The following is a 23,661-nucleotide window of genomic DNA, read 5'->3' on the forward strand; positions in this document are numbered from 1 at the left end:
TGATGTCGCGATCTTAATTTACAAGATTACGGTGTATTTTAGATATATTTTGCTACCAAAAAATGTAAGATATTTATGTTGATTTGTCGTGTTAGATTGAGTCAGGCATTTAAATCTGTCATAGCTGGTACATGAATTTCTTTGACACACGAAACCTTTGACAAGTTCACAACACATTTGACTAAAGAGACAATATCCTGGACTGGAATCCGTGTACCGTTATATTCAGAAATCGCTTTTTCGGCACCAGCCTCATATGGAATTTCTGCTGCTAGTTCACCTGGATTGATGCAAGTAACAGCAATTCCATCTTTTCTGACATGTTCTCGCAAAGCATTGGTTATGCCTCGCAACCCGAATTTAGAACTCACAAAAGATACTTGAGAATTATTTGTATTATCTAACCCAGCAGTCGATCCAATTAGGATGATCTTCCCACTTTCTGATCTTCTTAGATTTGGCAACAAGGCTTGGATATAAGTAATCGTGGATGTTATGTTTGTATGAATGATAGTAGCAATATCTTCTGGATCGTCCTGTTCGAAGTCATAATGATCTTCAAACCCTTCTTTTTCCCACACCCCAACATTGTATATCAGGACATCAATTCTTTCATGTTGAAGAGTATCCGTAATCATTTTTATTTTATTTTGCTGCGATAAATCGGCTTCCAGCCATATTCGCTGAACTCCGTCATGTAAGTCTAAGCTTCTGGGCCTACTTCTGGACACAATCCATACCTGATCACCAGAACTGGGTAAGCCTTTAACAAAAGCGTCTCCTAAACCTTTGCTAGCTCCAAATATAATATATATTTTCATCAAACGACCCCCTATTTCCGTAATTTACCATAATTATTCAGAATGTTATCATCTTTCATTATTTCAGTCAATTTACGTTAGATCAGGGAAATAGATATTGAACGGATTTTTGTCATTCTCTTTAATGTTTAAAACCAGCTCGTGTACAACATCACATTGTTTGGCAATCTCACTAATTTTCATAGTTTCATCTCCTTATTTATGATCAAAAAATAAAAAAAGCCCTATGCTAACCATAAACCTATTGAAGTGCACCCCTTAAAGTAGACATTGGTCATTCATTATTGAAAACCTCTTCAAATGCACGATCAATTTGATCAGCTTCTTTGGAGACCACAAACAGAACAAATTGGCCCTTCGCCTTCCAAACATGTTTTTCAACGAGATGATATTCTTCCGGGCGATAGTCTCTGAATTTGAGGGTTTGGGCCTCAATTCGTTTTTGCACATTTTCTTTGACGACATCCACCTGATTCAGGTCTTTCACTTTCAGTACCAAGAGTTCGTCCGCCTCCACATTAGATGAAGAGGTAAATAGGATAAAGTCCTCGACCTCCTCAGGAGCAATGTGATAAAGCTTTTGCAGCTTAGCCATATCACCTTGCTTCATTTTTTCCAAATTCACGGCTTGCTTGATGTGTTCTCCGACCTCGATCGCTGTACGAATGGAGGTATCTTCTCCCTCACTAGAACAACCAGTCATCACACAAAACAGAATTGTGCAAGCAAGGAATGCAGACAACCATTTCCTGCAACCACAACCTATGCTAGAATAAATTCCTTCCATTCTACTCCCCTCTCTCCTCCGCCTGTTCTGTTAAGACCTGGATAGACGGATCTTCAAAAAACGTCTGGACATTGTATAGCAACAGCATGTCGTGAATCTGCTGCTCCTGGATGAGCTTCTTGATATTCCCCTCATAATATCTGAGGTCGACGACATATATTTCTTGAAAATGCTGTGTTAAAAAGGGAAGAAAACTGTTGGCATAGGAATCTTTGATAACCAGCAGTTTTTTGCCCTTCCGATTGCTCGTTGCTATTTTGATCAGGCCGTGGTTCCCGTTGAGAAAAACGGTGTACTTGTCCTTCTTTTTCAGATTATCCATCACATACAGGGAGTCCGACCGTTGCTGTTCGTCAACATACTCTACGCTGTATCTACCGTTATCCTTTGGTAAATATAGCTCAATGCTGTCGGGCTTCATGTGTCTGTAACCGCTCTTGGAATACAGGGAACCGTAGAAGCCATTCGTCACTGTTTCAATACGGAAATCTTCTTTTATTTTCGGCTCAAACCCCATCTGCTTGCCCAACGCCTGATAGGCATAGTAAGCGCCATTGGTAGTCCAATGGTGATCCGTTTTATAAAAAATGGATTGCTCCCGATTGGCAAAAAGCGCTGGATACACATCAACAATATGAATATTTTCACGAAGAGATCGTTGGACCTTGCCTCTGGACACGAGCTCGCCATTATCCGAGACATTGGAAGGGAGCTTGTCGGCCAACACACTCTGAGCCGTGGGAACAAACATCACGTATTTTCGAAGATCGGGGGTGGAGTCATCGAAGGCATGGATTGCTGCTACCTTTTCCTTCAGATTCTCGTCTGTTGGCGGCGTAAATTTTTGCAGAAAAAATCCGTCCTTACCCAAATAAACCCCGTGGCTCTCCTTTTTCCCGATAACTCGTTCCGCATCCGTTTTCAAACCGATCCAAAAATCCCTTGCCGCAAATTGGTCAGCAATGTACTTCTCCACATTGGAAGCAAGCTTGCCCGACATCAGATTGCGTGAGGAAAAGCTCGCTAGCTGCTCCAAGCTCCGGTTTTCCGATTCCGAAAAGAGCTTATCTGGAGTCAAAAGGTTCCATACCAACATGCCGCATAAAAAAACGATCAACAGGATCGCAAGTATGTGCGGATACCAATGATTAGATCTGTTCAGAAAAACCACCTTCTTCAAAATCGAAAGTATAAGAAAGGATTGTACGTATCATTGACCAAGAAAGCAGTGGTCAGAAGCAGGAAAAGGAAATGCATAGTAAAAACAGCAATACCTCCTGCCCAATGGAATTTTTCTCTCACGTACAAAACAGCCCTTCTCGGAAATGGTGTTGCGCACAAGGCCAACAAAAGCAAAAGAATCAAATTGCTGGACAGGTAGTAAAGCGATTGATCATCATATACGTCATTCGAACCGAATCCAAACATCGTTTGGATGAATGTCCAGGCGTCAGAAACATGCTCGACTTCAAAGAATACCCATCCTACAATCACGAAGATAAGCGTGTAGACATGCCCGACAAAGGCATGCGACTTTTGCAGCCAGCTTAAAAGAATCCATTTTTCAATCATGATCAACACTCCGAAATACAATCCCCAAATCACAAAATTCCAGCTCGCGCCATGCCATAGACCAGTTAAAAACCAGACTACAAACAAGTTGATGAACTGCCGCAGCATGCCTACCCGGTTCCCTCCAAGGGATATATACACATATTCCCGAAACCAGGTGCCTAAAGAAATATGCCATCTGCGCCAGAACTCCGTTATGCTTTTCGAAATGTAAGGGTACTTGAAGTTTTCCATAAAATCGAAGCCGAACATTTTTCCTAGACCGCGCGCCATATCCGAATATCCGCTGAAGTCAAAATAAATCTGAAAACTAAAGGCCATAATTCCAAGCCAGGCGGAAATAACTGTGACTTCTTCTGCAGGCATCGCTTTCACATTCGTCCACAGAATACCGATGTTATTCGCAAGCAGCACTTTCTTGGCAAGTCCTCTGATAAACAATTCCGCTCCTTCGCCGAATCGTTCCAACGTCACTTTTCGAAAGGATAGTTGCTTGGCAATATCGCTGTATCTAACAATCGGTCCTGCCACCAACTGTGGAAACATCGTCACGTAAAGCCCAAAGGACAGGATATTTTTTTGTACAGGCACTCGATTACGGTACACATCTACGATATAAGACATCGTTTGAAATGTATAAAATGAAATTCCCACCGGAAGTGGAAGCTCTGTAGCTTGCAAATTCAGGCCAAGCCAGTGATTGAGATTGTCCACGACAAATCCGCTATATTTGAAGAACCCGAGAATGCCCAAGCTTCCGGCAAGCGAACAGATAAAAACAGCTCTGCTAATCCCTTTGCGGTGCCTGAAGTTGTCTATCAATAGTCCGTTTGCATAATCAAAGACGGTTGAAAAGAGCATGAGGAATACGTATACAGGTTCTCCCCACGCATAAAACACCAGACTGGCGGCAAAGAGAATCACATTTTTCAGAGCTGTGGGTACTAAAAAATAGAGTAAAATCGTTATCGGCAAAAAATAGTATAGAAAGATGAGACTGCTGAATACCAACGCTCGTCACCTCCTGACCTGCAGTCATTTAAAAATTTCAGCATGTCAGTTTACGTAGCCTTTTAATAAGTCCAGCAAAAGTTTGTAGTATTTCTCGTTGAAATGGATGCCGTCCTTATCATACAGATCGAGGCTGTTGGTAAAGATCGGAGACAAATCGACAAACGCTACTTTTTCCTCGGCAGCAAGCTCTTGTAATCCTTTGTTGTACTCTGCAATTTTTTGATAACGGGGTTCTTTCTGCTCCGCTTCCACAGTAACCGGGGTTACCGATAAGATCGTTATTTTTGCTTTAGGAAGTCTTTCTTTGATGCTGTCGATTAATTTTGCGTAATGCTTATACGAGTATTTCAGGGGATCATCTGTCGGCCACAGGATGTCATCCGATCCCAATTGAATAAAGACATGTTTCGGGTTTCTTTTCGCCAGATCGTTGACATCTTCCAAGGCAAATTCGGCTGTTTTCCCTGCACCTGCACTAACATTAGCTTCGTCCAAAACATCATGGAAGGACAGTCCTTCCATGATAGAATCCCCTAAAAATACACTTGTTTGAAACGTGGTTTTATACGAATGCTCTGCTATAGTGGGAGCAGATTTGCTTTCTTGAGTCACTGAACCCATTGCTTGCTCATTTGCCTGATTTCCACACGCTGCCAAGGATAATGCGATGACCCCCGTCAGCATAATTGCAAAAGTTTTATTTCTCATGTCAGTCTTCCTCTCTTGTGTTTGATAGATAATCTTGAATTCCCTCGATAATCGAAGTGGCAATGCGATATTGAAAATCTTCTTTCAACAGTTTTTGCTCCTCCATCGGATTCGTTACATACCCTACTTCAAGCAGTACTGCCGGCATTTCCGTGTCTTTGACAACGAAAAAATCCTCCTTTTTCACCCCTCTATCCCGAAATCCGGTCGCTTCTATCACGTGCTTGTGTATGCTCTCAGCAAACGGAAGAGATTCGGGACGATAATAGTACGTTTCTGTACCCGAAACAGTGGAATCTGTATACGTATTCCCATGGATGGAAAGAAACAAATCTGCGCCCATCTGATTGGCAAATTCCGGTCTCTTTCGATCAATCGAGGATAAAAAACTGTCATCGCTTCTGGTCAAGTACACCTTCATGCGCGAATCTTGCTCCAATAACTCCTTTACCTTTCGTGCCAGTTGCAGAGTAAAATCCTTTTCAGCTTGACCACTTACGCTCTTTGCGCCATGATCTTTTCCACCGTGTCCCGGGTCAATGACAATCTTATAGACTTGAGGATTGGCATAGCTCTTGTTTACATAACTGTCGCTTGCATCACTGTTGTTAGGATTGCTGTATAATAACCCAACAATAAAGATGACAAATACGGGCAATACCATATAAATAAATTTCTTTTTGACGATCACTTCCTACTCCTTTCTCCCTCTTACTTACATCCGCAAGGCTCCATTCTCTTGCTCACAATGAGATGATAATAGAAAGAGATAAAGATAAAGTGCAGAAGAAATCGAAATGGATTAAAGAATACGCTAAAACGGAAAGAAAACAAAAAAAGCGCAGAAGCGGGTTCTGCACTTGGGTGTTGACTTATACTTACTTGTGGAGATGGAAGTAAAACATAACGCCATCTTCCGTATTGAAAACGCCATAAGGTACGTCATGGAGCTCCAAAATCTTTTTAGAGATGGCAAGACCGAGCCCGGTTCCACCTGTGGAGCGATGGCGGGAAGACTCCCCTCGATAAAATCGATCCCATATTTTCTCAAGGTGCTCTTCTTGTATATGAGCTCCTTTGTTTTCGATACAAACGATTGCCATATCCTGTTCTGCGCCGATCGAAATCATGATGGTTTCCCCATCAGGCGTGTAACGAATAGCGTTGGTCAGGAAATTGACAAGAACTTGCTCGATGCGCAACTGGTTGGCCACTACCTTGATCGGAACAAGCTCGGTATGCAAATGCAACTGTTTGCTCTCGATTTCTGGCTGTAATTTCTCACAAATCTGCTTAATCACCACATCTAATGGAAACAACTCCATTTTCATCTTGTACGTTCCGGACTCGTATTTAGCAAGATCCAGCATATCCACAATGAGCATATCCATCTTTCTCACTTCATTTTCCATCGCATCGAAATAATAATCCTTCTTATGGCTCGCCACTCCATCTTTTAGGATCGACAGGCAGCTTTGGATCACACTGAGTGGAGTCTTCAACTCATGCGATACTCCTGAGATGAACTCCTTTCTCGTATTTTCCAATTGCTTCTCTTTCTCAATATCTTGCTGCAGTTGTTCGATGTAGGAGTGTAGCCGATCAGAGAGCATATTAATATTATGTGATAAGTCTCCGATCTCATCTTTGGACACAACGGGAATTTTCTCTGAGAAGTCTAGGGTTGCAATCCTTTTAGTCGTATGGTTGATCCGTAGCAAAGGCCTCGCGATCTGCTTCGAATAGTAGAACGAACTCAACAAGATGAGGAGCAGTACAAATAAAATGAGATACACATAGTATTCTTTAATCATGCTGATTGCTTCATCAACAGGCTGCAGCGATGTCATAGCAAAAATATAGACTGGCTTCCCGTCCTTGTTCTGGATGGGATGGACAAACAGTTGGTACTTGATATCGTTTTCTTCTACAAGGTACGTCCACGGGATAGTCAATTTCATCTTTTCCGGACTTAGTAAAAGATTAGCTTGAAATTCTTTGATCCGGTCCATAAAGACAAGGTTTGTATATAATAGTCGGGGTGTTTCGTTCTTTACAGGAAGATGAGTCTTGGTGATGGTTCCAAAAAGGTAGATGGATGGGAAAGCTTTTAGCGATTTTTCCTGGTCTTGAAATTTTGGAATTATCTCGTGCTCTTTTTTAGCGATTTGATTATTTTCAAAAGTTACCTTCCCCCATTCCACCCCAAGTCGATAAGGAACAACCGCCTTATCTTTCTTGATTCCTTCAATGGTAACCATTGCTCCTGTGTGAAGAAAGCTGTTTCCTTGGCGAATTTCCTCAATATTTATGAAGCCATATAACGGAATCATGAGTGTCTGATTGGAAAAGGGGCTGTCCTTATCGGGCAACAGCTTTACTTCTATGGAAAAATCATCGGCATGGTTTATATTCCCCAGACGATCCAGCGTGGTGATCCATGTATTGTGTTGGCGATAATATTCTTGCTCCAGTCTCTGGGTCACTTGCGCATCTCCGCTGTTCCTTCCATACTCTTGTGCGAATGTTTCCAGGTTCGCTTGGACATCCGCCACTTTTTTATTGATGTAAAATTGTTTGAAGAAAACGGTCTGTCCCACATAAATGGAAGCAAGAATGAACAAGCATAAAGTCGTTGTCCAGATAAACAATTTCAATACAATGCTACTCTTCATACTTGCTCCTCAAATTTATAACCTGAACGTACGACTGTGGTAATACATTTTGATTTCTCCCCTAGTTTGGAGCGCAGATTACGAATGTGACTATTCACGGTGCGATCATCGCCGGCAAAGTCATACCCCCATATTTTGGTGATCAATTGCTCCCTCGTGATGATCATCTCTTTATTCCTCATTAAATAAGCTAAAATTTCAAATTCGGTGTGCGTTAAATCGGTCTTAACACCTTCTACGGTAACTGTTCGGGACAGGAAATGAATGGTAATCCCGCTACTCGACAATCCTTCACCCACCAGCCCGGAAACATCGCGACTCTCCAGAAGCCTTTTTGCTCGTGCCAATAAAATGGGAGGACTGTATGGCTTGGTCACATAATCATCTGCCCCCAGCTCAAACCCAAAGATCGTATCATCCTCATCGACACGAGCTGTCAGCATGATGATAGGTACATTGGATGTCTTACGAATACGTTTGCAAACAGTCCATCCGTCCAATTCAGGCAACATAATGTCCAAAATAATCAAGTGTACTTCACTTTCCTGAAAAATCGTGAGTGCTTCTTTTCCGTCTGCCGCTTCTAACACTTCATATCCTTCATTTATAAAATAATCCTTCATGATCTCCCGCAATATTGGTTCATCTTCAACTATCAAGATGGTTTTTCGCATGTATGTTCTCCCTGAGCAATTTTATCTGATATACTATCATATTCGAAAAAGGATTTCTATCAGTTGCCCACGAACTTTCAGTCATGTAGGGATGCCCATTCCTACGCCCCGTGTTTGCACTAGCAAGGGTTTTTTATATTTATCAGGGCTATTTAACTTAATTTCTTCATGATACGGTTTCCTCCTGTTTGCGTAATTTTTAAGGAAATGAACTCACTTTAATAATACTAGTGCACGCTCGTCCCACTAAACTAACAGACCTACTGTTTCATCCTAAGAAAGCTATAAATGACAACACAAATAGCCCTGTTCACCTTAAATATGGTGAGGACTACTTGTATGTATGAGGAGAGCCATCCTAACGCTTACACAAATACGGGTTCCCAATCAATCTCCCTGCTACTTAGATGAGTTTTCTAGCAGTATGAAATTATTTATATAGCTGTCGGGCTTTGAATATATTTCGCTAATTTTATGAGTCTTAAGATCAAAGTAGAATAGTCCATTCGGTGGACCATCTTCGGTTATGTTATTATTTTTTAAAGTCGTTTTGAGGTTTCCTTTTATGAAAAGACCTTGTTTATCAGGAGCAAAATATGCCTCTTCGATTGTACTTAGTTCTGGAATAACAAGTGGCTCTTTTTTGCCTGAATCAAAATAAAAAAGATACATTTGTTTTTCTTTAAAAACATTAGAGCCACTTTTTATCAGTGCAACTTCTGTATTTGTTGAGACAGAGAATAATCTGATTACTTCTTTTGCTTTGTATAATTCTCTTGGTTTTTTTTGTTCTCCTTGATTCATATCGTATTCGACGACACGATGAGTGGCTGCATCAATGTCAGGTGCTTGTTCTTTTGCTGCTTTTCTGGTAAGTGTTTCATCTTCCTGATTAGAATAAAGAGTGGCATACAGCTTTTTTGTATATGGATTATACATTAGATGTTTTACTGAAGTATCATCATCATTTGGAGGAACCCAAAATGATAGTTTTTTTGTTTGTAGGTTATATGAAGCTAATTGGACCGCTGATTTTGTTTTTTCGGCAGCGGCTATAATAATTTGATTTCCCACTGGGATAATATAATTGATTGCAAATAAATTGGTGGTTAATTTCTCCTTCTTTTTCGTAGCAAGATCGAGTTTTACCAGTTGGTCAGACCCTGTAGAATCACGTTCGGAATAATAGAGTGACTTAGTATTTAGGTCAACAGCTCCAAGAGGATATTGAGCAGTATCAGGGGTTTTGGCCATTTCTTTTATGGTTTTTGCATCTATATCGTATGTATAAAAATGGTTTTCATTTTGTTTGTTTGTCACGGTGAGGGAAAAATATTCAGATTGGTTATGTTTTTCAGCATTTGAGTCAGAAGGCGGTACAGTCGAAGTGTTGGTGGTGCTAGTATTTGGAGTACAGGCATTGATCGCTACAGATACGACAAGAATGAAGGTAGTTAAGATTTTTTTCATTTTTGGCTCCCTCCTATATAACAAATAACACTACATTTTATTTTGAAAAAGAGAAAAGTGTCGTAAAATAACTCGACACTTATCAATCAGTTATAAGTACATTTTTGGTATGAGCTATTTTAGAAGAGCAGCTGTTCTACTTTTCGTAGTAGGTCCTTCCCTGAAATCGACCAGTTTTCTTTTTTCTGTCTACGGGAGAATCAAAGTCATCTTCCATTTTATCAGGCATGATATCTAGGACTGCATTAGGAAGGCCACCAACATCTGCCTTATATACATAGTCAACGATATCATTTTTTAAGTTCCTCACTTTGATCTTCGTATTGTATGCAGGTCTGTCATATTTCATTTTTGTAGCACAATGTTTTTCTTTTAATACTTTTCTGTCCGATCCTTTTTCGCCCATTCCATCATACCATGATACCCATCCTTCACCTTGAACATAGCTATCTGTGATGGTGAGTTTATTATCATCCTTACCATAAATGTAAACACCATTTTTCGGAGGGGTCCAAGAAGCAGCGGCTTTGGACTCGGTATCAACTAAGTTGCCTTTAGCATCAACGATCTTTGTAGGTAACCCCATTCCATCATAATAAATAGTCATTCCAGGTTCAGGTTTCGGTAATACTGGCTCGTCGACATAAAAAACAGGCAACGATTCTGCATCTTTTTTCACTTTTTCATAAATTGCCGTTTCTTCTTCAAGGAGTTTTAGATTTTGCCTATTTTCTTTAATAAGAGCTGAACGCTTTGCATTATTATTATTAAATTGGTACTTATGGACAATCATTTCATTATTTTCATCATACGTAACAATGGTTCCTGGTTCCATAGTCTCTGGGATACTTGGATTTGCAACTACTGAATATGGTACCACCATTAAACCACCTAAAACGGACAGCGTTAAAACAGAAGCCACAAATTTGTTATGTACTTTCATGATATCTACTCTCCTTTTTACAAATTTTGTTTTGATAGTCATCAGACCATATAGATAGAAGAGAAACAATTGAGAACGCTCTTATACCGTATTTAAGAATTGATTTATAAAAATCACCACCAAATATTTCCTTTTATGAGAATAACATTTATATTTCTGATAATCTATAATTTTTTTATTTTTTCGTACAAGGAAATTCTAGTTTTTTAGTATCAATTCATAATAAAATACCGTGCTGTATACACGGTATTTTGGTAGTGTTCAAATGTAATTTTGTAACATCAATAAAAAAACAATTTTTTCATTTACATCGGATGATCTTATTTTTATGTTATCGACTTTAACAAAGAAAAACATAGCTTGCGAACATATGACATTATAAAAAAATAAGGGGCACAAACAGGTAATAATCGTTTGTGCCCGCAGGTTTTATTTTTCCATAGGCGTCTCAACTTCGCCATTGGTTGGTTCTTTTTGTTCGATAAATCCTGCTAATGCTCGGATGGTTCGGTGTTCATAGACAACCAGATCATCGGAGATTAATCCCTCTTCCTCCATCTCTAAGTCGAGAGTAACAGCAAGTAATGAATTTCCCCCAAGCTCAAAGAAATCCTCGTTTGTCCCTACTTGTTCAACTTTCAAGACACGTTTCCAAATTTCCAAAAGCTTCATTTCTAATACAGTCTTGGGTTCTTCTCCTTCTTGGTTCCTTGGTGGTAAAAGTAGAGCTTCATCCTGAAGTGCACGTCGATTTACTTTTCCACTGGTCGTTATGGGAAGTGTATCCAGTGTCATGAAATGAGCTGGAATCATGTAGCTTGGAAGCTGTTTACTCAAATGTTCCTTAATCTCACTCATATTGATTGAATTTGTGGTAATGATGTATGCTACTAGCTGTTTATTTCCAAGTGAATCATCTTTATCTAGTACCACAGCGTCAGCTATCCCTTCATAGGAGCGAAGTCTTGTTTCGATTTCTTCCAATTCAATGCGGTATCCACGGATTTTCACCTGATGATCCATTCGGCCTAAAAATTCGATATTTCCATCAGGTAACCATCTTGCTAAATCCCCTGTCCGATACATCCTCTCATTGGCTACAAATGGGTTAGCAAAAAACGTCTGTTCATTCAACTCAGGCTTATTCAAATAGCCTCTCGCCACACCTGCACCAACAATATATAATTCCCCTACGATCCCGATTGGCTCCAATTGCATTGACTCATTCATCACATAAACCTGAACGTTTTGAATCGGTTTGCCAATCGGCAATGTATGATACTCTCCTGCGTTTCTCAGCGGAAAGCTTGTGGCGATGACGGTCGCCTCTGTAGGACCATAGAGATTATCAAGTTTTACATTCCTTGTAAGAGAGTAGAATTGCTCGACGAGGTCGTGCGAGATTGCTTCCCCCGCTACCAAGACGTATTTCAACTTATTGAGAACCTCAATTGACTCTTCGTGAATCGAATTGAGGAATACTTTAAACATGGATGGAACAAAGTTGATAAGTGCTACATGATAAGACTCAAGAGCACGGAGGATACGCTTAGGATTTCGATGTCCATTTGGTTCAAGAATCACCAATGATCCGCCAGAAATGAACCAGCCAAATAATTCAAGCACTGATACGTCAAAGGTATAAGGGGTTTTTAAGAGATAAGCATCAGCGGCTGTCATTGGATAGGTCTTTTGCATGGCAAATAGATAATTGACGATGCTTCTATGTTCAATCATGACTCCCTTTGGTCTTCCAGTAGAACCAGATGTGTATAGAATATAAGCAAGGCTGTCCGCTGTAGATATAGGCTCAAGGTTTGCTGTATCTCCCTCATAGAGAGCTTCAGCGTTAAGATCAAGAATTGGCCCCGTAAAAGCAATGGTATCGGTATGCTTTGTTTCCGTTAGTAAAACCTGCGTTTTGCTATCTTCAAGAATGTAGTGTACATGTTCCGCCGGGTAATCAGGATCGATTGCTACATAAGCAGCACCCGCTTTCATCACCGCTAAAATCCCTAGAATCATCTCTACCGAACGGTCAAAAAGTAAACCTACCACATCTTCTTTTCCAATCCCTAAGCCACGTAATTTTCTCGCTAATTGGTTCGCTCGTTCGTTCACAAACTCATACGTGTATGTCTGATTTTCAAAGATAAGAGCGATCTGCTTCGAATTGCGTCTCGCTTGCTCCTCGAATAATTGATGAACCTGTTTATCTTTTAGATACTCCTCTCTCGTATTGTTGAATTGATAAAGAATCTTATCTTTTTCTGCTTGCGTTAGGAGCTCTATATCAGAAATGCTAATGCTTGGATTTCGAAGTATCTGCTCTATAATCGCAAAAAAGTGATTCACCATTCTCTCAATGGTATCTTGCTTAAACAATTTCGTCACGTATTCTACGTGGAGCAAAAGCCCATTCTTTTCTTGAAAAATTTCAAATGTAATGTCAAATTTAGATGCTTTGTGTTTATATTCATAGGGAGTAAAGGTAAGTGAGTTCGCTTGTGTATGGTAGGCTGGAATATTTTGCATGATCAGCATCGCATCAAATAAAGGATTACGGCTGTTATCACGTTCCAACTGTAGCTTATTGACCAGCTCTTCAAATGGATACTCTTGATTCTGATAGGCTTGCAGGGCATTTTCTTTTACTTCCTGAAGGAGAAGACGAAACGGTTTATCTTGGTTTAGACTGTTTTTCATCGCCAATGTATTGACAAACATCCCCACCATTTTTTCCGTATCTGCGTGGACACGTCCAGCAATAGGTGACCCAACAATAATTTCTGTTTGTTTTGTATATTTATGAAGAAGAACATTGTAAGCGGCTAGTAAGACGATATACAAAGTAGTACCTGTTGATTCTGTAAAACCGCTCAACTGCTTCGCGAGAGAATCTGGGAAACGTTGAATGACACGGTTACCGTCGAAGCTTTGCTTTGCTGTTCGAGGGAAATCAGTAGGTAGTTGCAAAATTGGAATTTCATCTTTAAAAGTCTGTAACCAGAAGGCTTCCTGATGCCTTATCTCATCACTTTTCATATGCTTGCGCTGCCACGCCGCATAATCTTTATATTGGATGGACAAGACAGAAAGCTCTTCTTGAGCGTAAAGCTTTATAAAATCCTGCTGCAAAATCGCCATGGAAACACCATCGGAAATAACATGGTGCATATCAAAAAGTAGCAAATGACGATATTCGTTGAGTTTTACCAACCCGACCCGAAGTAAAGGGGCTTGACGTAAATCGAAAGGCTGAATGAACTCGTCTATGATCGAATCGATATGCTCCTCCGTAGTTTCCTGAAACCAGATGTCAATCGTGGCATGCTCCTGCACTTTTTGCACGGGTTCTCCATCTAGGAAAACAAACGACGTACGCAGGCTTTCATGACGTTGTATCAATTCCTGAATAGCTTGTTCGAATCGTTTTTGATCAAGCTCTCCTTCAACGATTAGTGCTCCTGGAATATTGTAGCTAGTTCTTACCCCTTCAAATTTATTCATGACAAAAAGACGCTGTTGTGCAGTGGAAACGGGATAATAATCACGTTTTTCTACAAGATCAATTGCTTGATACTGCTTTTTTTCGCCCCGATCAATATAGATTGCAAGCTCCTCAATGGTCGGATGCTGGAAAATAACCTGTAAGGGAACCTCCACATGGAAGATCTTCATGATGCGTGAAACAAGCGTCGTCGTATTTAACGAATGACCACCAAGTTCAAAGAAATTCTCGTGTACACCAATCGGGTCTTTTGAAAGTATATTCTGCCAGATTTCTACAAGCTTTGCTTCTGTCTCGTTACGGGCAGCAACGTACTGTGCCTTGGACATATGTTCAAATACATCCTCGGGATGAGGAAGCATTTTCTTATTTATCTTTCCATTTGAGGTAATGGGTAGCTTATCCACTTGGATTATGTAGGTAGGTACCATGTAGATAGGTAGATCCTTCGAAAGAAACTCACGTACTTCTCTTGCAACTACTGTATGATCTGCTACGACATACGCGCACAGATAGGTTTCTTGCGACGTTTTACTATCCAAACCAATCACAACAGCTTCTTTTATGCCTGAATATGTGAGGAGCATGCTTTCGATTTCGCCCATTTCAATGCGCATACCGCGTATTTTTACTTGCTCATCAAAGCGACCTAGGTATTCGATATTTCCATCTGGCAGCCATCTGGCTAAATCTCCTGTTCTGTACATGCGTTCACTAGATTGAGGAAATAAATCAAGAAATGGATTTGGCGTAAACTTCATTTCGGTTAGCTCAGGACGATTCAAGTAACCTCTGGCTAATCCCTCACCCGCAATACATAGCTCTCCAGGAATTCCAATTGGCTGAAGCTGATTATTCTCATTTATAATAAATACCTGTTGATTCGCCAGTGGCCGCCCGATGGAGATATTGTTAACTCGATCAACCTCTTCCAAGATTACATGGCAGGATGTGGAATCCACGCAGGTTTCCGTTGGACCATAGGCATTGAGTATTTTTGGTTTGTTTGAGAAATGACGTACAAAATTCGCTACAACCTTAGGCGTAAGCGCTTCGCCTGCAATGAGTAAGTGTTTGAGAGCCAAATCGGTAGTGTTTGCTTTGTGTAAGCAGTCCCCTAAAATACGTAGATGAGTTGGTGTGCCATCTGAAAGTTCGATTTGGTGCTTACGATAGAAAGCAACCAATTTGTCTCCCTCGACTCGTGCATCCTCTGGAACAATAAATAGACTATGACCGTTTAACAGGGAACCAAACATGTTTTGTATGGATGCATCAAATTCAAGTGGCGACACCATGGCTACTCGCAGAGGGGATGAATATGTGCCATATAATTCTTGGCTAAGCCCCCAAATAAGATTAACAACGCTACGCTGCTCAATCATCGTACCTTTTGGTTTACCTGTTGAACCAGATGTAAAAATCACATAGGCAAGATTGGATGGATTTACCTTGCAAAATTCTTCCGCTTCTTTTGTCTTATAGGAAAGAAGCTCTGTTACACTTAGCACTTCCAAGTCTGGGAGGTCCGCCATAAGCGAACTGTCAGAAAGGAACTCCTCATTAGTAATGAGAAGCGGGCAATTCGTGTCCTCTAACATGGATTGAATGCGATTTTTTGGTAGAAACGGATTGAGTGGCAAGTATGCACCGCCAACCTGCAGGATAGCTAGAATCGAAACTACGATATCTATATTACGCTTTAACATCAAACCTACGATTTGTTCTTGTTGAATTCCTTTTTTCTTTAATAGATACGCCGCTTGGGTTGCCCTGTCTTTCAACTCAGCATAGGTTAACTGACGATTGTCATCTGCCACAGCAATTACATCTGGCGTCTTTTCAGCTTGTAACGCAAAAAGCTCATATAAGTTTTTCTCTGTAGGAAATTCCATTTGCGTATCGTTAAAATCACGAATTTGTAGTTTCTCGTTCTCTGTTAGCATGTCAATGACAGACAAAGGTGTATCAAGATTATCTAAGATCTTTTGTAATAGTCCTTTGTAATGAGTAGCTATTCTTTGAACGCCGGCTCTGTGGTATCGATCGGTCGAAAATGCAATCTCCAGCTCAAGACTGTCATTTGTTTTGAGGAATGAGAATAAGACTTCCGGCTGGTTTGAAAGTAGGTAGTTATGATCATGGATGTTCTCTAGCAGAATTCCAACATGAAAGAGAGCTGAATAATCAGACCCGGAATGCCCCATAATCTGTTCATATAAGGATAAAAGCGGATAATTTTGATTTTGCGTCGCATCATTCAGCATTTCTCTAGTCTGTAAGAGTAGCTCCTTATATGTCATTTCATTTCTTAATTGGTTGCGAAGAATAAGGATCGTATTGATAAAATCAGCTTCTGTTTCCTGCTTTAAGACCGGAGTGACCACGATGATGTCAGTATGGCCCGTATATTTGTATAACAGCACGTTCAATACAGATGTCAAAATCATGTGTAGGCGAATGTCAGAGCCATTGGAAAGCTTCATTAGCTGGTTAAAAGTCAAGCCATCAACAACACTTTTTACATAAGCTCTTTGTTCACAAGGGCTCTCTTGATTTTTTTGATCGTAGGGAAAGTGGCACTCCGTTAGCTCTCCTGACAGCTTCATCTGCCAATAATCTCTTTCCTTTGACTTCTGGTTTGCAACAATCATTCGATCTTCTGAAACGTTTATCCTACCCATTGACTGCATTTGCATCTCTCCTAATAAGAAGTCCTTCTTATCCTGCTTTGCATGCCACATGTGTGATGTCCTTGAAGTTGAAGATTGCGTTCACGATTTGGGCAGTCTCCTTACCCAAATCGTTCTGATCATCGTGCAATTCAATCATTATTTTCATAACCGGTACCGTTATTCATCTTCTGTTAAAAACAACTTTTTGGTCAGAATCTCCCATTCTTTTAACCCATGCAAATTTTTCAAGTCATTTTCAAATTTCACGTCGCTTGTATCACTCCAGCCCTTGTCAATAGCTCGTTCTAAATAGGAAAGAGCAGTAGTCGTGTCTTTACTCACAGCAAAGCCACAAGCGATGAGAAAGCAATGCCAGTCTTCCAGTTCTCCCATACCTTTTGCTCTTCTAACATAGTCATTGGCTGTAACGACATCGCCAAACTCTTTTAGCTGGTAATAAGCACTGCTGACAAGATTATCTTGTTCTCGATAAAAGAAATAGTACGCCATGTAATCCCGACGGTTTTCAAAGCCTAACTTATTTGCAAGTCTTATGGACGCATAACGGAAATGTTCTGTCTTCCAATGTGGAGTGATCCCCCGCTGAAGACATTCATCCAGCACAGCGCGAGCAGCCAGTGTTGCCAATCCCTTGTTCCGATGTTTCATATCGTAGGTGTTAATGCCGATCTCAATATTTCCTTCACTTGCATAAACAGAAAGGCAACTGCTAACTGCCTTATCTCCTTGCATGGTGCAATAGCCAATACCCTTCTCGAAAAAAACCTCTGGAGAGACCCAGAAGTTCTCCAGCTCTTCTCGAATAACGCCCTCTTTGTCCCTCTCCATTAATTCCGGAGTAATTTTTTCTACAGAGTAGCCAAAGGGAGTCTGATCATGCCATTTTCCAAGCTCTCGATACCTCGCTTCATTAAATGTGAAAGCACAACGTCCATAAGCTTTTGGCAGATAGCTTTTCAGCCTATCAATCACTGTTCCTTCACCCGTATTCGCCCCTGCGAACTCTAGCTGAAAAGAAATGTCACCAATCTGCAAGCTCTCTGGTGCAATCCTCTCCCGAATGAACGACTCAAGGCTTCTGTTAAATGATTCGTTCTCCTTGTCTCCACCAAGTATAAATATTTCAAATTTTGCCCATATCAATGCTGTTTTTGGGTTTTCTGTATCATCTACATATACTTTTCCTTGGTTATTTCCATGAATGATTCCCCAAATAATAGGATGATTGATTTGTTCGCGAAAAATATCCGTAATCCGATCGTATTGTTGAACAGGAAGCTCATAAATCATGCCTGATGTTTCCTTTCTGTTGTGGGTTTTCTTATCTAGTATTCAAAATCTTTAGCCTATGCCTTCTTTTCTAACAGGAGACGATTATATTCTTCAAGCAACTGTACGGCAAAGCATCTTTCGTCCTGTGAAACCTCCATGATTTTTTGGGAGAGCTTCTCCAGTGTATTATCATTATATCTTTTTGTGAGATGCATTTTAATAACCATCCCTCGAATCACATTCCAATTATTACCTATCGCTTTCATTTCTTCAACTTCCTGTTTCAATCGAAGCATTTCCTTCTGCATAGCAGCAATCTCTTTAGGTGCAATAGATTGTCCTGCTTCCCGAGAGGAGTAAATTCTTTGATCCATTTGTAAATAGTGACTTCTGAAATACCATATTCGCTAGATAATTCCTTTACAGAGTAACCAGAGTGATAAAGATCTACCACTGTTCTTTTAAAATCTTCATTGTATCTCTTGTTCGTTTTTTTGTGTTCCTCATCTCCTCTTGTTTTCATTGTAAGGATTTAACTAAGAGGTGTCCATGAGACTATACTAACTCCATGAATCTTTTTTCAACAGATAGTCATTAACACATTGTACCTTTTAAATAACCATACATTATATTAATTTACATAAAATTACAATTATAATTTTAGTATTAACCGTACGATAAACAAGCTCAGCAAAATCTCTTCTTACACCGGTTAATCGTTACTAAAAGTGTAATGCATGTTGACTCTGTGTATACTGTGTATTATCATAATATACAGTTAGAATAACAAGGAGTACACTCATGAAAATTATTATTCAAAATAATTCTGGTCAACCATTATATCAGCAAATAAAGGATCAAATTAAATCGGCTATTCTTCGTGAAGAATTAAAGCCAGGAGAACAGCTTCCTTCCATTCGTTCATTAGCAAATGATCTTCAGGTTAGTGTACTTACAACCAAAAGAGTCTATGAGGAGTTAGAAAAGGAAGGTTTTGTTGTAACACAAGCAGGTAGAGGCTCATTCGTGGCATCAGAAAATGTAGATATATTAATGGAAACGAAAAAGCACCTAGTAGAAAAAAAATTATCAGAGGTATGGCATATGGCAAAAAACCTAGGGATTCAGAAAGAAGAACTATATGCCATGATGGATATACTTTTTGAAGAGGATGAAGAACAATGAAAAATGTTTTGGAAGTGAATCATTTAACCAAGAAATTAGACAGCTTTAGTTTGGATCAAATTAATTTTTCCTTACAAGAAAATTGTATTACTGGATTTATTGGCACGAATGGATCAGGGAAAACTAGTACGATAAAAACAATACTCGGACTCTATAAAAAGGATTCAGGAGTAATACGCTTTAACGGCCAAGACATAGAAAAACATGAACAACAAATAAAAAATCGGATTGGAATAGTCTTGGATGAGGGTTATTTCTATGAGGAAATGACATTAAAAGAAATGAAAAGTATCATAGCCCCTGCTTATAGTAACTGGGATGAATCAGTATTTTCCCAATATATCAAGCGATTTCAATTAAAATTAGATCAAAAAATTTCTCATCTATCAAAAGGGATGCGCATGAAGTTTGCCATTACCTTGGCTCTTTCTCATCATGCCGATTTATTAATCATGGACGAACCAACAAGCGGCCTAGACCCACTCGTTCGAAGTGAGCTAATGGAGATCCTGTTAGAATTTATGAAAGAGGAAGGAAAAAGTGTATTTTTTTCTACTCATATAACCTCTGACTTAGAGAAGATTGCTGACGTTCTTATCCTCATTGATAATGGTCGAATCATATTTAATGAGAGTAAGGATGAACTATTAGACCGCCATGCCTTAATCAAGGGCGACAATCATTTGATTAATCAGCATACGGAGAAATTATTCGTAAAGCTGCGCCAAACAGCATACGGATTTGAAGGAATTACAGATAAGCCGGAAGCGATTCTAGAACAGATGAATGGTGTCATCGTAGAGAGACCATCTATCGAAAATGTAATGCTAGCTTATATAGGAGGACATCAAAATGGTTTTGAATCTTGTTAAAAAGGATTTAATTCTTGCCAAAAAATATATCATCCCCATGCTCATTTTTGCAGTTGTTGGCCCCATCTATCTCTATTCGAAGCTAGAATTCAGTGGAGGTAGCTTTATCAGCTTTCTAATCACAGTGATATTCGCAGAATTTATTCTATTTAATATGGTTTCAATGTCAGAAGAGAAATATAAAGGTGCTGTTCTGCTTTGCACTACCCCTTATACACGAAATGGCATCATTAAGGGAAAATACCTATTGGTTCTTTTCATCTTTTTGAGCTGTTTCATACTGTATAACCTAGCAACAGTACTTGGAGCATCTATTGGTTTAGAATTGCTAACCCCTTTGACTTTCGGAATAGCCTTATTGGTCGTTTCTATTTTCTTTGGAATATTAATACCCGTTCAAATTAAGTTAGGTTATGAGAAAACAAGATATATCTCATTCTTTACAATCTTTCTAACACCTTTTGTACTTCCTACTATTTTAAAAGGGATACAATCTTCAAACCTATCCTGGCATTTTTCTTTTACTGAAGGAATCCCTGGCATAATCATAGATTGGCTTCCATTAGGTATTGCCTTATTCATTGGTTTCCTATCTATGTACATTTCTTTACATATTTATGCGCAAAAAAATCTATAGGAATATATGATTGCAGCAGTTTGCAGTTAATGTACGCAATTGGACAGCTATTCTATTTTCAAAAGCAGATTACAAACACATGCCACGCTTGTAATCTGCTTATTTTTTTACAGCTTATAGATTATTCAGTATTTCTTTTACAATTTCATCTAGAGGAAGCTGACCATCAATAATATAATCCGCATCAAGTTTCACCTTATTTTCCATCAGCTTGTATGCCTTTCTTCCCACCTCCAAATATAGTTCGTAATCATCTATGACATCATTGATCGAATCCATCGGCTCACGAAGGAATCTTCTTGCCATCGCGATATCTAATGGTGTATCAATATAAAAGGAATGACCTATCAATTCTTTCATCTGCTTATTAAGATAGGAAAAAGGATAGTCTACAATAATATATTGCACGTTAGATTCATGTACTAGCGATTTGATGTCTTTTACGATTGGCTCAACATTCCAATCATCATAACTTGCACTTTCTTCTACCCATCTACCAATATCACTTGGTCCTTCAATGTCATAATCATCGAAATGAATGGTTTTAGCATCATTAAGTTTACTAGCTACATTTTTTGCAACGGTTGTCTTACCTCCACCCGACACAGCCGCAATGGCTATTACTATTGGTTTCTGATTCATTTTTCCTCCTTAGGATGACTCGTTTTGTTAACAGACCTAATCGTTAGTCTTCCATTACCATCAGATATTCCTTCAATCTTCTGCTAAAACTTCCCTTTACTCTTTACTAGCTTAAAAAAGAGAAATCCAAATAATAAAGAAACATGCCCCTATAACAATCAGGATAAAAATGGTGCCCCAAGTCCTATTACTGTTTATCTTGGTCTATCTAGAAGTAAATAAATCTAAGAGTTGCAAATCTTATACGTCTTGCGATAGACGTACCATATCTATGCACTGTATGCCATTTTCAAATATCGGTTCGTCATAATGTCTGATAAAAAAGTCCTTATCAATATGAGTCATTCTAAATCCACATTTTTGATAAAGTGCTAATTGAACAACACTTGAATTACCCGTTCCAATTTCAATCGTTTTATAATGATTCAATCTTGCACTTTCAATGGCATGTAAAACTAGTTGTTTTCCATATCCTTTCCCATGCAATTCTTCATCAACCGCGACATTGACAAGCTCTACTGTTTCTGGACGAGTCGGGATAAGCACATATGTACCAATAATTCGTCGATCCTGTTCCATAATATAGCATTGCCCCCTCGCTACATATTCCTTCACAAGCCTCTCAGATGGGTCTGCCAACAACAGTAATTCCATCGGTACATCCTCAGTTTCATGTATCATTCTAATCTCCATTTTTTCACCTCTTGTAGAATAATCTTGTATGTATCCATAATTTATTTCAGAAATATTTTACATCAATTCGTTATAAATAGATATTCTAGGCTGAACCTTACAAGAAAGAAAAGGCTGCGATTTGCAGCCTTGTTTCTATCGAATAAGGTCAATTATATTTACTAGGAATCAATCCCCTCTCTACACAATTTTATTAGTTGGTGCTGAGAAAAAAGCTTTCCTCATCCTAAATAGATTTATGTATGTAATGACAATTAAGCTTACACTAAGTAAGAACGGTACTACGTAGTAATGGCTGTTAAACAAACTATTATATCGCTCAAGAGGTGTAAAATAAATGGCGACAATAAGACTCATCAGAGCTAATGCAACTGTAGTAGCTTTATTACCATTTTGACTTTTTATATTTCTATAAATAAAGATAGAATTAGTAGTTACCATCCACATACTTAATACAAGCAACGCGTGAGAAATCCTTTCTTCATATAATGAATGAAAATTGTATATAACAACTGAAATGATAAGCAAGGCAATTACAGGTATAATCATGAGTACTTTCGTTTGCATATATAAATGACTTGTTGATGAATAATTCTTTACGCCAATGAGCTTATTGGTATTTAAAACCGAGAGTAATGCGAAAAGAATAGATAGAAATATAGTAATAAACAAGAGATCACTTCCTATACATGTATAGTTTAATCAGACTTACTTGCACAGCTACAGCTAGCCATTAAAACATCTGCTTTCAAACGAATATTTGTCTTTTCAGTATTATGATGAAGAAATTATTACTGAAAGCGTAACACTAGTGTTTCTAAGATCAAACGTAAAATTCAATTAACAGGATTGAATCATTTTTGATAATAACTGCTCCCGCTCTTACCCTAATATGATAAGCCAGCAGTATCTCCCACCTTATTAAAAATTGATTGATAGTCTCTTATTTTACATGATCTTAGAGTTCTTTGTCTCACAAAGAACCTTTTAAAAAGAAGTCAGAAAAAAGGTCGATTCCTAGTATACAGGAAATCGACCTTTTTTCGTTTTGACTAACGAAAGCACCTATTCGTTCAATAAAGTTTCTCGTTTCTACATGTACATAGGAAACGTTCTACACCCGGATACTTTTCACCCAGACTAGTTACCTCGAAACCGTAATTTCGATAAAAATCCACTGCATCATGATCCGTCTCAGCATAAATCACTGAATATGTATCAGCGACATAGGTAATCATCTTGCTGCCAATACCTTTACCTCGTTGGCCTGAAGATACCGCAATATGTTTAATTTCACACTCTTTATCACTGATCATTTCAATACCAATACAACCAACAATTTCTCCTTCAAGCTCAAAACTATACAATTTTCGGTTTAGCAATTCTAAATATTTCTGGTATTCTTGCCCAACCTTATACTCTGATGTGGCAAAGGACAAAAGCTTCCTTATCGATGGATGAATCGTTTCTGTATGAACCTCTTTCATAA

General features: G+C 39.0%; 18 protein-coding genes and 1 pseudogene. 3 read left to right on the forward strand and 16 right to left on the reverse strand.

All coding sequences use genetic code 11. The annotated features are described in order from the left end of the window. Nucleotides 1–101: 101 nt before the first annotated feature. From GOP56_RS07305 to GOP56_RS07370, 13 genes and pseudogenes are all read right to left on the reverse strand, one after another. Nucleotides 102–821 (reverse strand): SDR family NAD(P)-dependent oxidoreductase, encoded by a 720-nt coding sequence (locus GOP56_RS07305; protein ID WP_163245254.1) that lies wholly within the window; start codon nt 819–821, stop codon nt 102–104. 274 nt (nt 822–1,095) lie between these two features. Continuing rightward, a complete protein-coding gene (locus GOP56_RS07310) occupies nt 1,096–1,608 on the reverse strand; it encodes a DUF4358 domain-containing protein (RefSeq protein WP_163245255.1) in 513 nt (170 codons plus the stop codon). 1 nt (nt 1,609) lies between these two features. Further along, nucleotides 1,610–2,644: a DHHW family protein gene (locus GOP56_RS07315; RefSeq protein WP_254068659.1), complete on the reverse strand. Its 1,035-nt coding sequence runs from the start codon at nt 2,642–2,644 to the stop codon at nt 1,610–1,612. A gap of 140 nt (nt 2,645–2,784) precedes the next feature. Next, nucleotides 2,785–4,191: an MBOAT family O-acyltransferase gene (locus GOP56_RS07320; protein ID WP_163245256.1), complete on the reverse strand. Its 1,407-nt coding sequence runs from the start codon at nt 4,189–4,191 to the stop codon at nt 2,785–2,787. A 45-nt stretch (nt 4,192–4,236) separates the two neighbouring features. After that, nucleotides 4,237–4,902, reverse strand: coding sequence for a GDSL-type esterase/lipase family protein (locus GOP56_RS07325; RefSeq protein ID WP_003335841.1), 666 nt, complete (start codon nt 4,900–4,902; stop codon nt 4,237–4,239). A gap of 1 nt (nt 4,903) precedes the next feature. Beyond that, nucleotides 4,904–5,593 carry an N-acetylmuramoyl-L-alanine amidase family protein gene (locus GOP56_RS07330; protein ID WP_163245257.1) on the reverse strand — a complete coding sequence of 230 codons (690 nt, stop codon included), beginning with the start codon at nt 5,591–5,593 and terminating at the stop codon, nt 4,904–4,906. 187 nt (nt 5,594–5,780) lie between these two features. Continuing rightward, nucleotides 5,781–7,577, reverse strand: coding sequence for a sensor histidine kinase (locus GOP56_RS07335; protein ID WP_163245258.1), 1,797 nt, complete (start codon nt 7,575–7,577; stop codon nt 5,781–5,783). After that, a complete protein-coding gene (locus tag GOP56_RS07340) occupies nt 7,574–8,251 on the reverse strand; it encodes a response regulator transcription factor (RefSeq protein WP_022586733.1) in 678 nt (225 codons plus the stop codon). The genes GOP56_RS07335 and GOP56_RS07340 overlap by 4 nt, the downstream gene beginning before the upstream one ends. 399 nt (nt 8,252–8,650) lie before the next feature. Beyond that, the gene (locus GOP56_RS07345; RefSeq protein ID WP_121474553.1) at nt 8,651–9,721 is read right to left on the reverse strand and encodes a hypothetical protein; all 1,071 of its coding nucleotides are present in this window, start codon (nt 9,719–9,721) and stop codon (nt 8,651–8,653) included. 136 nt (nt 9,722–9,857) lie between these two features. Beyond that, nucleotides 9,858–10,664 carry a hypothetical protein gene (locus GOP56_RS07350; RefSeq protein WP_003335836.1) on the reverse strand — a complete coding sequence of 269 codons (807 nt, stop codon included), beginning with the start codon at nt 10,662–10,664 and terminating at the stop codon, nt 9,858–9,860. A gap of 429 nt (nt 10,665–11,093) precedes the next feature. Then, complete coding sequence (locus GOP56_RS07355) at nt 11,094–16,919, reverse strand: non-ribosomal peptide synthetase (RefSeq protein ID WP_163245259.1); 5,826 nt, start codon at nt 16,917–16,919, stop codon at nt 11,094–11,096. A gap of 108 nt (nt 16,920–17,027) precedes the next feature. Then, nucleotides 17,028–18,161 (reverse strand): GNAT family N-acetyltransferase, encoded by a 1,134-nt coding sequence (locus GOP56_RS07360; RefSeq protein ID WP_163245260.1) that lies wholly within the window; start codon nt 18,159–18,161, stop codon nt 17,028–17,030. Between the two features lie 242 nt (nt 18,162–18,403). Then, nucleotides 18,404–18,666: pseudogene (locus tag GOP56_RS07370) on the reverse strand (transposase); the annotation flags it as partial. Between the two features lie 278 nt (nt 18,667–18,944). Here GOP56_RS07370 and GOP56_RS07375 point away from each other — a divergent pair. From GOP56_RS07375 to GOP56_RS07385, 3 genes are read left to right on the forward strand one after another with little or no spacing between them, the layout of a single operon-like run. Then, a complete protein-coding gene (locus GOP56_RS07375; protein WP_003344392.1) occupies nt 18,945–19,328 on the forward strand; it encodes a GntR family transcriptional regulator in 384 nt (127 codons plus the stop codon). Beyond that, nucleotides 19,325–20,200, forward strand: coding sequence for an ABC transporter ATP-binding protein (locus GOP56_RS07380; protein WP_163245262.1), 876 nt, complete (start codon nt 19,325–19,327; stop codon nt 20,198–20,200). The genes GOP56_RS07375 and GOP56_RS07380 overlap by 4 nt, the downstream gene beginning before the upstream one ends. Beyond that, nucleotides 20,181–20,837, forward strand: a complete 657-nt coding sequence (locus tag GOP56_RS07385; RefSeq protein WP_003335827.1) for an ABC-2 transporter permease — start codon at nt 20,181–20,183, stop codon at nt 20,835–20,837. Before GOP56_RS07380 ends, GOP56_RS07385 begins: the two co-directional genes overlap by 20 nt. Nucleotides 20,838–20,951: 114 nt before the next feature. Here the strand turns inward: GOP56_RS07385 and GOP56_RS07390 are convergent, their stop codons facing one another. The 3 genes from GOP56_RS07390 to GOP56_RS07405 all read right to left on the reverse strand — a co-directional run bounded on the left by GOP56_RS07390 (nt 20,952) and on the right by GOP56_RS07405 (nt 23,659). After that, nucleotides 20,952–21,479, reverse strand: coding sequence for a nucleoside/nucleotide kinase family protein (locus tag GOP56_RS07390; RefSeq protein ID WP_163245263.1), 528 nt, complete (start codon nt 21,477–21,479; stop codon nt 20,952–20,954). A gap of 240 nt (nt 21,480–21,719) precedes the next feature. Beyond that, nucleotides 21,720–22,172: a GNAT family N-acetyltransferase gene (locus GOP56_RS07395; protein ID WP_163245264.1), complete on the reverse strand. Its 453-nt coding sequence runs from the start codon at nt 22,170–22,172 to the stop codon at nt 21,720–21,722. A gap of 1,073 nt (nt 22,173–23,245) precedes the next feature. Beyond that, nucleotides 23,246–23,659, reverse strand: a complete 414-nt coding sequence (locus GOP56_RS07405) for a GNAT family N-acetyltransferase (protein ID WP_163245265.1) — start codon at nt 23,657–23,659, stop codon at nt 23,246–23,248. Nucleotides 23,660–23,661 lie beyond the last annotated feature (2 nt).

This window comes from Brevibacillus sp. 7WMA2 (assembly GCF_010748895.1).
GTDB classification, from domain to species: domain Bacteria; phylum Bacillota; class Bacilli; order Brevibacillales; family Brevibacillaceae; genus Brevibacillus_B; species Brevibacillus_B halotolerans.

Coding starts and splice junctions, on each gene's coding strand:
- GOP56_RS07305 (WP_163245254.1), bottom strand. CDS start 821: ATGAAAATATATATTATATTTGGAGCTAGCAAAGGTTTAGGAGACGCT.
- GOP56_RS07310 (WP_163245255.1), bottom strand. CDS start 1,608: ATGGAAGGAATTTATTCTAGCATAGGTTGTGGTTGCAGGAAATGGTTG.
- GOP56_RS07325 (WP_003335841.1), bottom strand. CDS start 4,902: ATGAGAAATAAAACTTTTGCAATTATGCTGACGGGGGTCATCGCATTA.
- GOP56_RS07335 (WP_163245258.1), bottom strand. CDS start 7,577: ATGAAGAGTAGCATTGTATTGAAATTGTTTATCTGGACAACGACTTTA.
- GOP56_RS07340 (WP_022586733.1), bottom strand. CDS start 8,251: ATGCGAAAAACCATCTTGATAGTTGAAGATGAACCAATATTGCGGGAG.
- GOP56_RS07345 (WP_121474553.1), bottom strand. CDS start 9,721: ATGAAAAAAATCTTAACTACCTTCATTCTTGTCGTATCTGTAGCGATC.
- GOP56_RS07350 (WP_003335836.1), bottom strand. CDS start 10,664: ATGAAAGTACATAACAAATTTGTGGCTTCTGTTTTAACGCTGTCCGTT.
- GOP56_RS07355 (WP_163245259.1), bottom strand. CDS start 16,919: ATGTGGCATGCAAAGCAGGATAAGAAGGACTTCTTATTAGGAGAGATG.
- GOP56_RS07360 (WP_163245260.1), bottom strand. CDS start 18,161: ATGATTTATGAGCTTCCTGTTCAACAATACGATCGGATTACGGATATT.
- GOP56_RS07375 (WP_003344392.1), top strand. CDS start 18,945: ATGAAAATTATTATTCAAAATAATTCTGGTCAACCATTATATCAGCAA.
- GOP56_RS07380 (WP_163245262.1), top strand. CDS start 19,325: ATGAAAAATGTTTTGGAAGTGAATCATTTAACCAAGAAATTAGACAGC.
- GOP56_RS07385 (WP_003335827.1), top strand. CDS start 20,181: ATGGTTTTGAATCTTGTTAAAAAGGATTTAATTCTTGCCAAAAAATAT.
- GOP56_RS07390 (WP_163245263.1), bottom strand. CDS start 21,479: ATGAATCAGAAACCAATAGTAATAGCCATTGCGGCTGTGTCGGGTGGA.
- GOP56_RS07395 (WP_163245264.1), bottom strand. CDS start 22,172: ATGGAGATTAGAATGATACATGAAACTGAGGATGTACCGATGGAATTA.
- GOP56_RS07405 (WP_163245265.1), bottom strand. CDS start 23,659: ATGAAAGAGGTTCATACAGAAACGATTCATCCATCGATAAGGAAGCTT.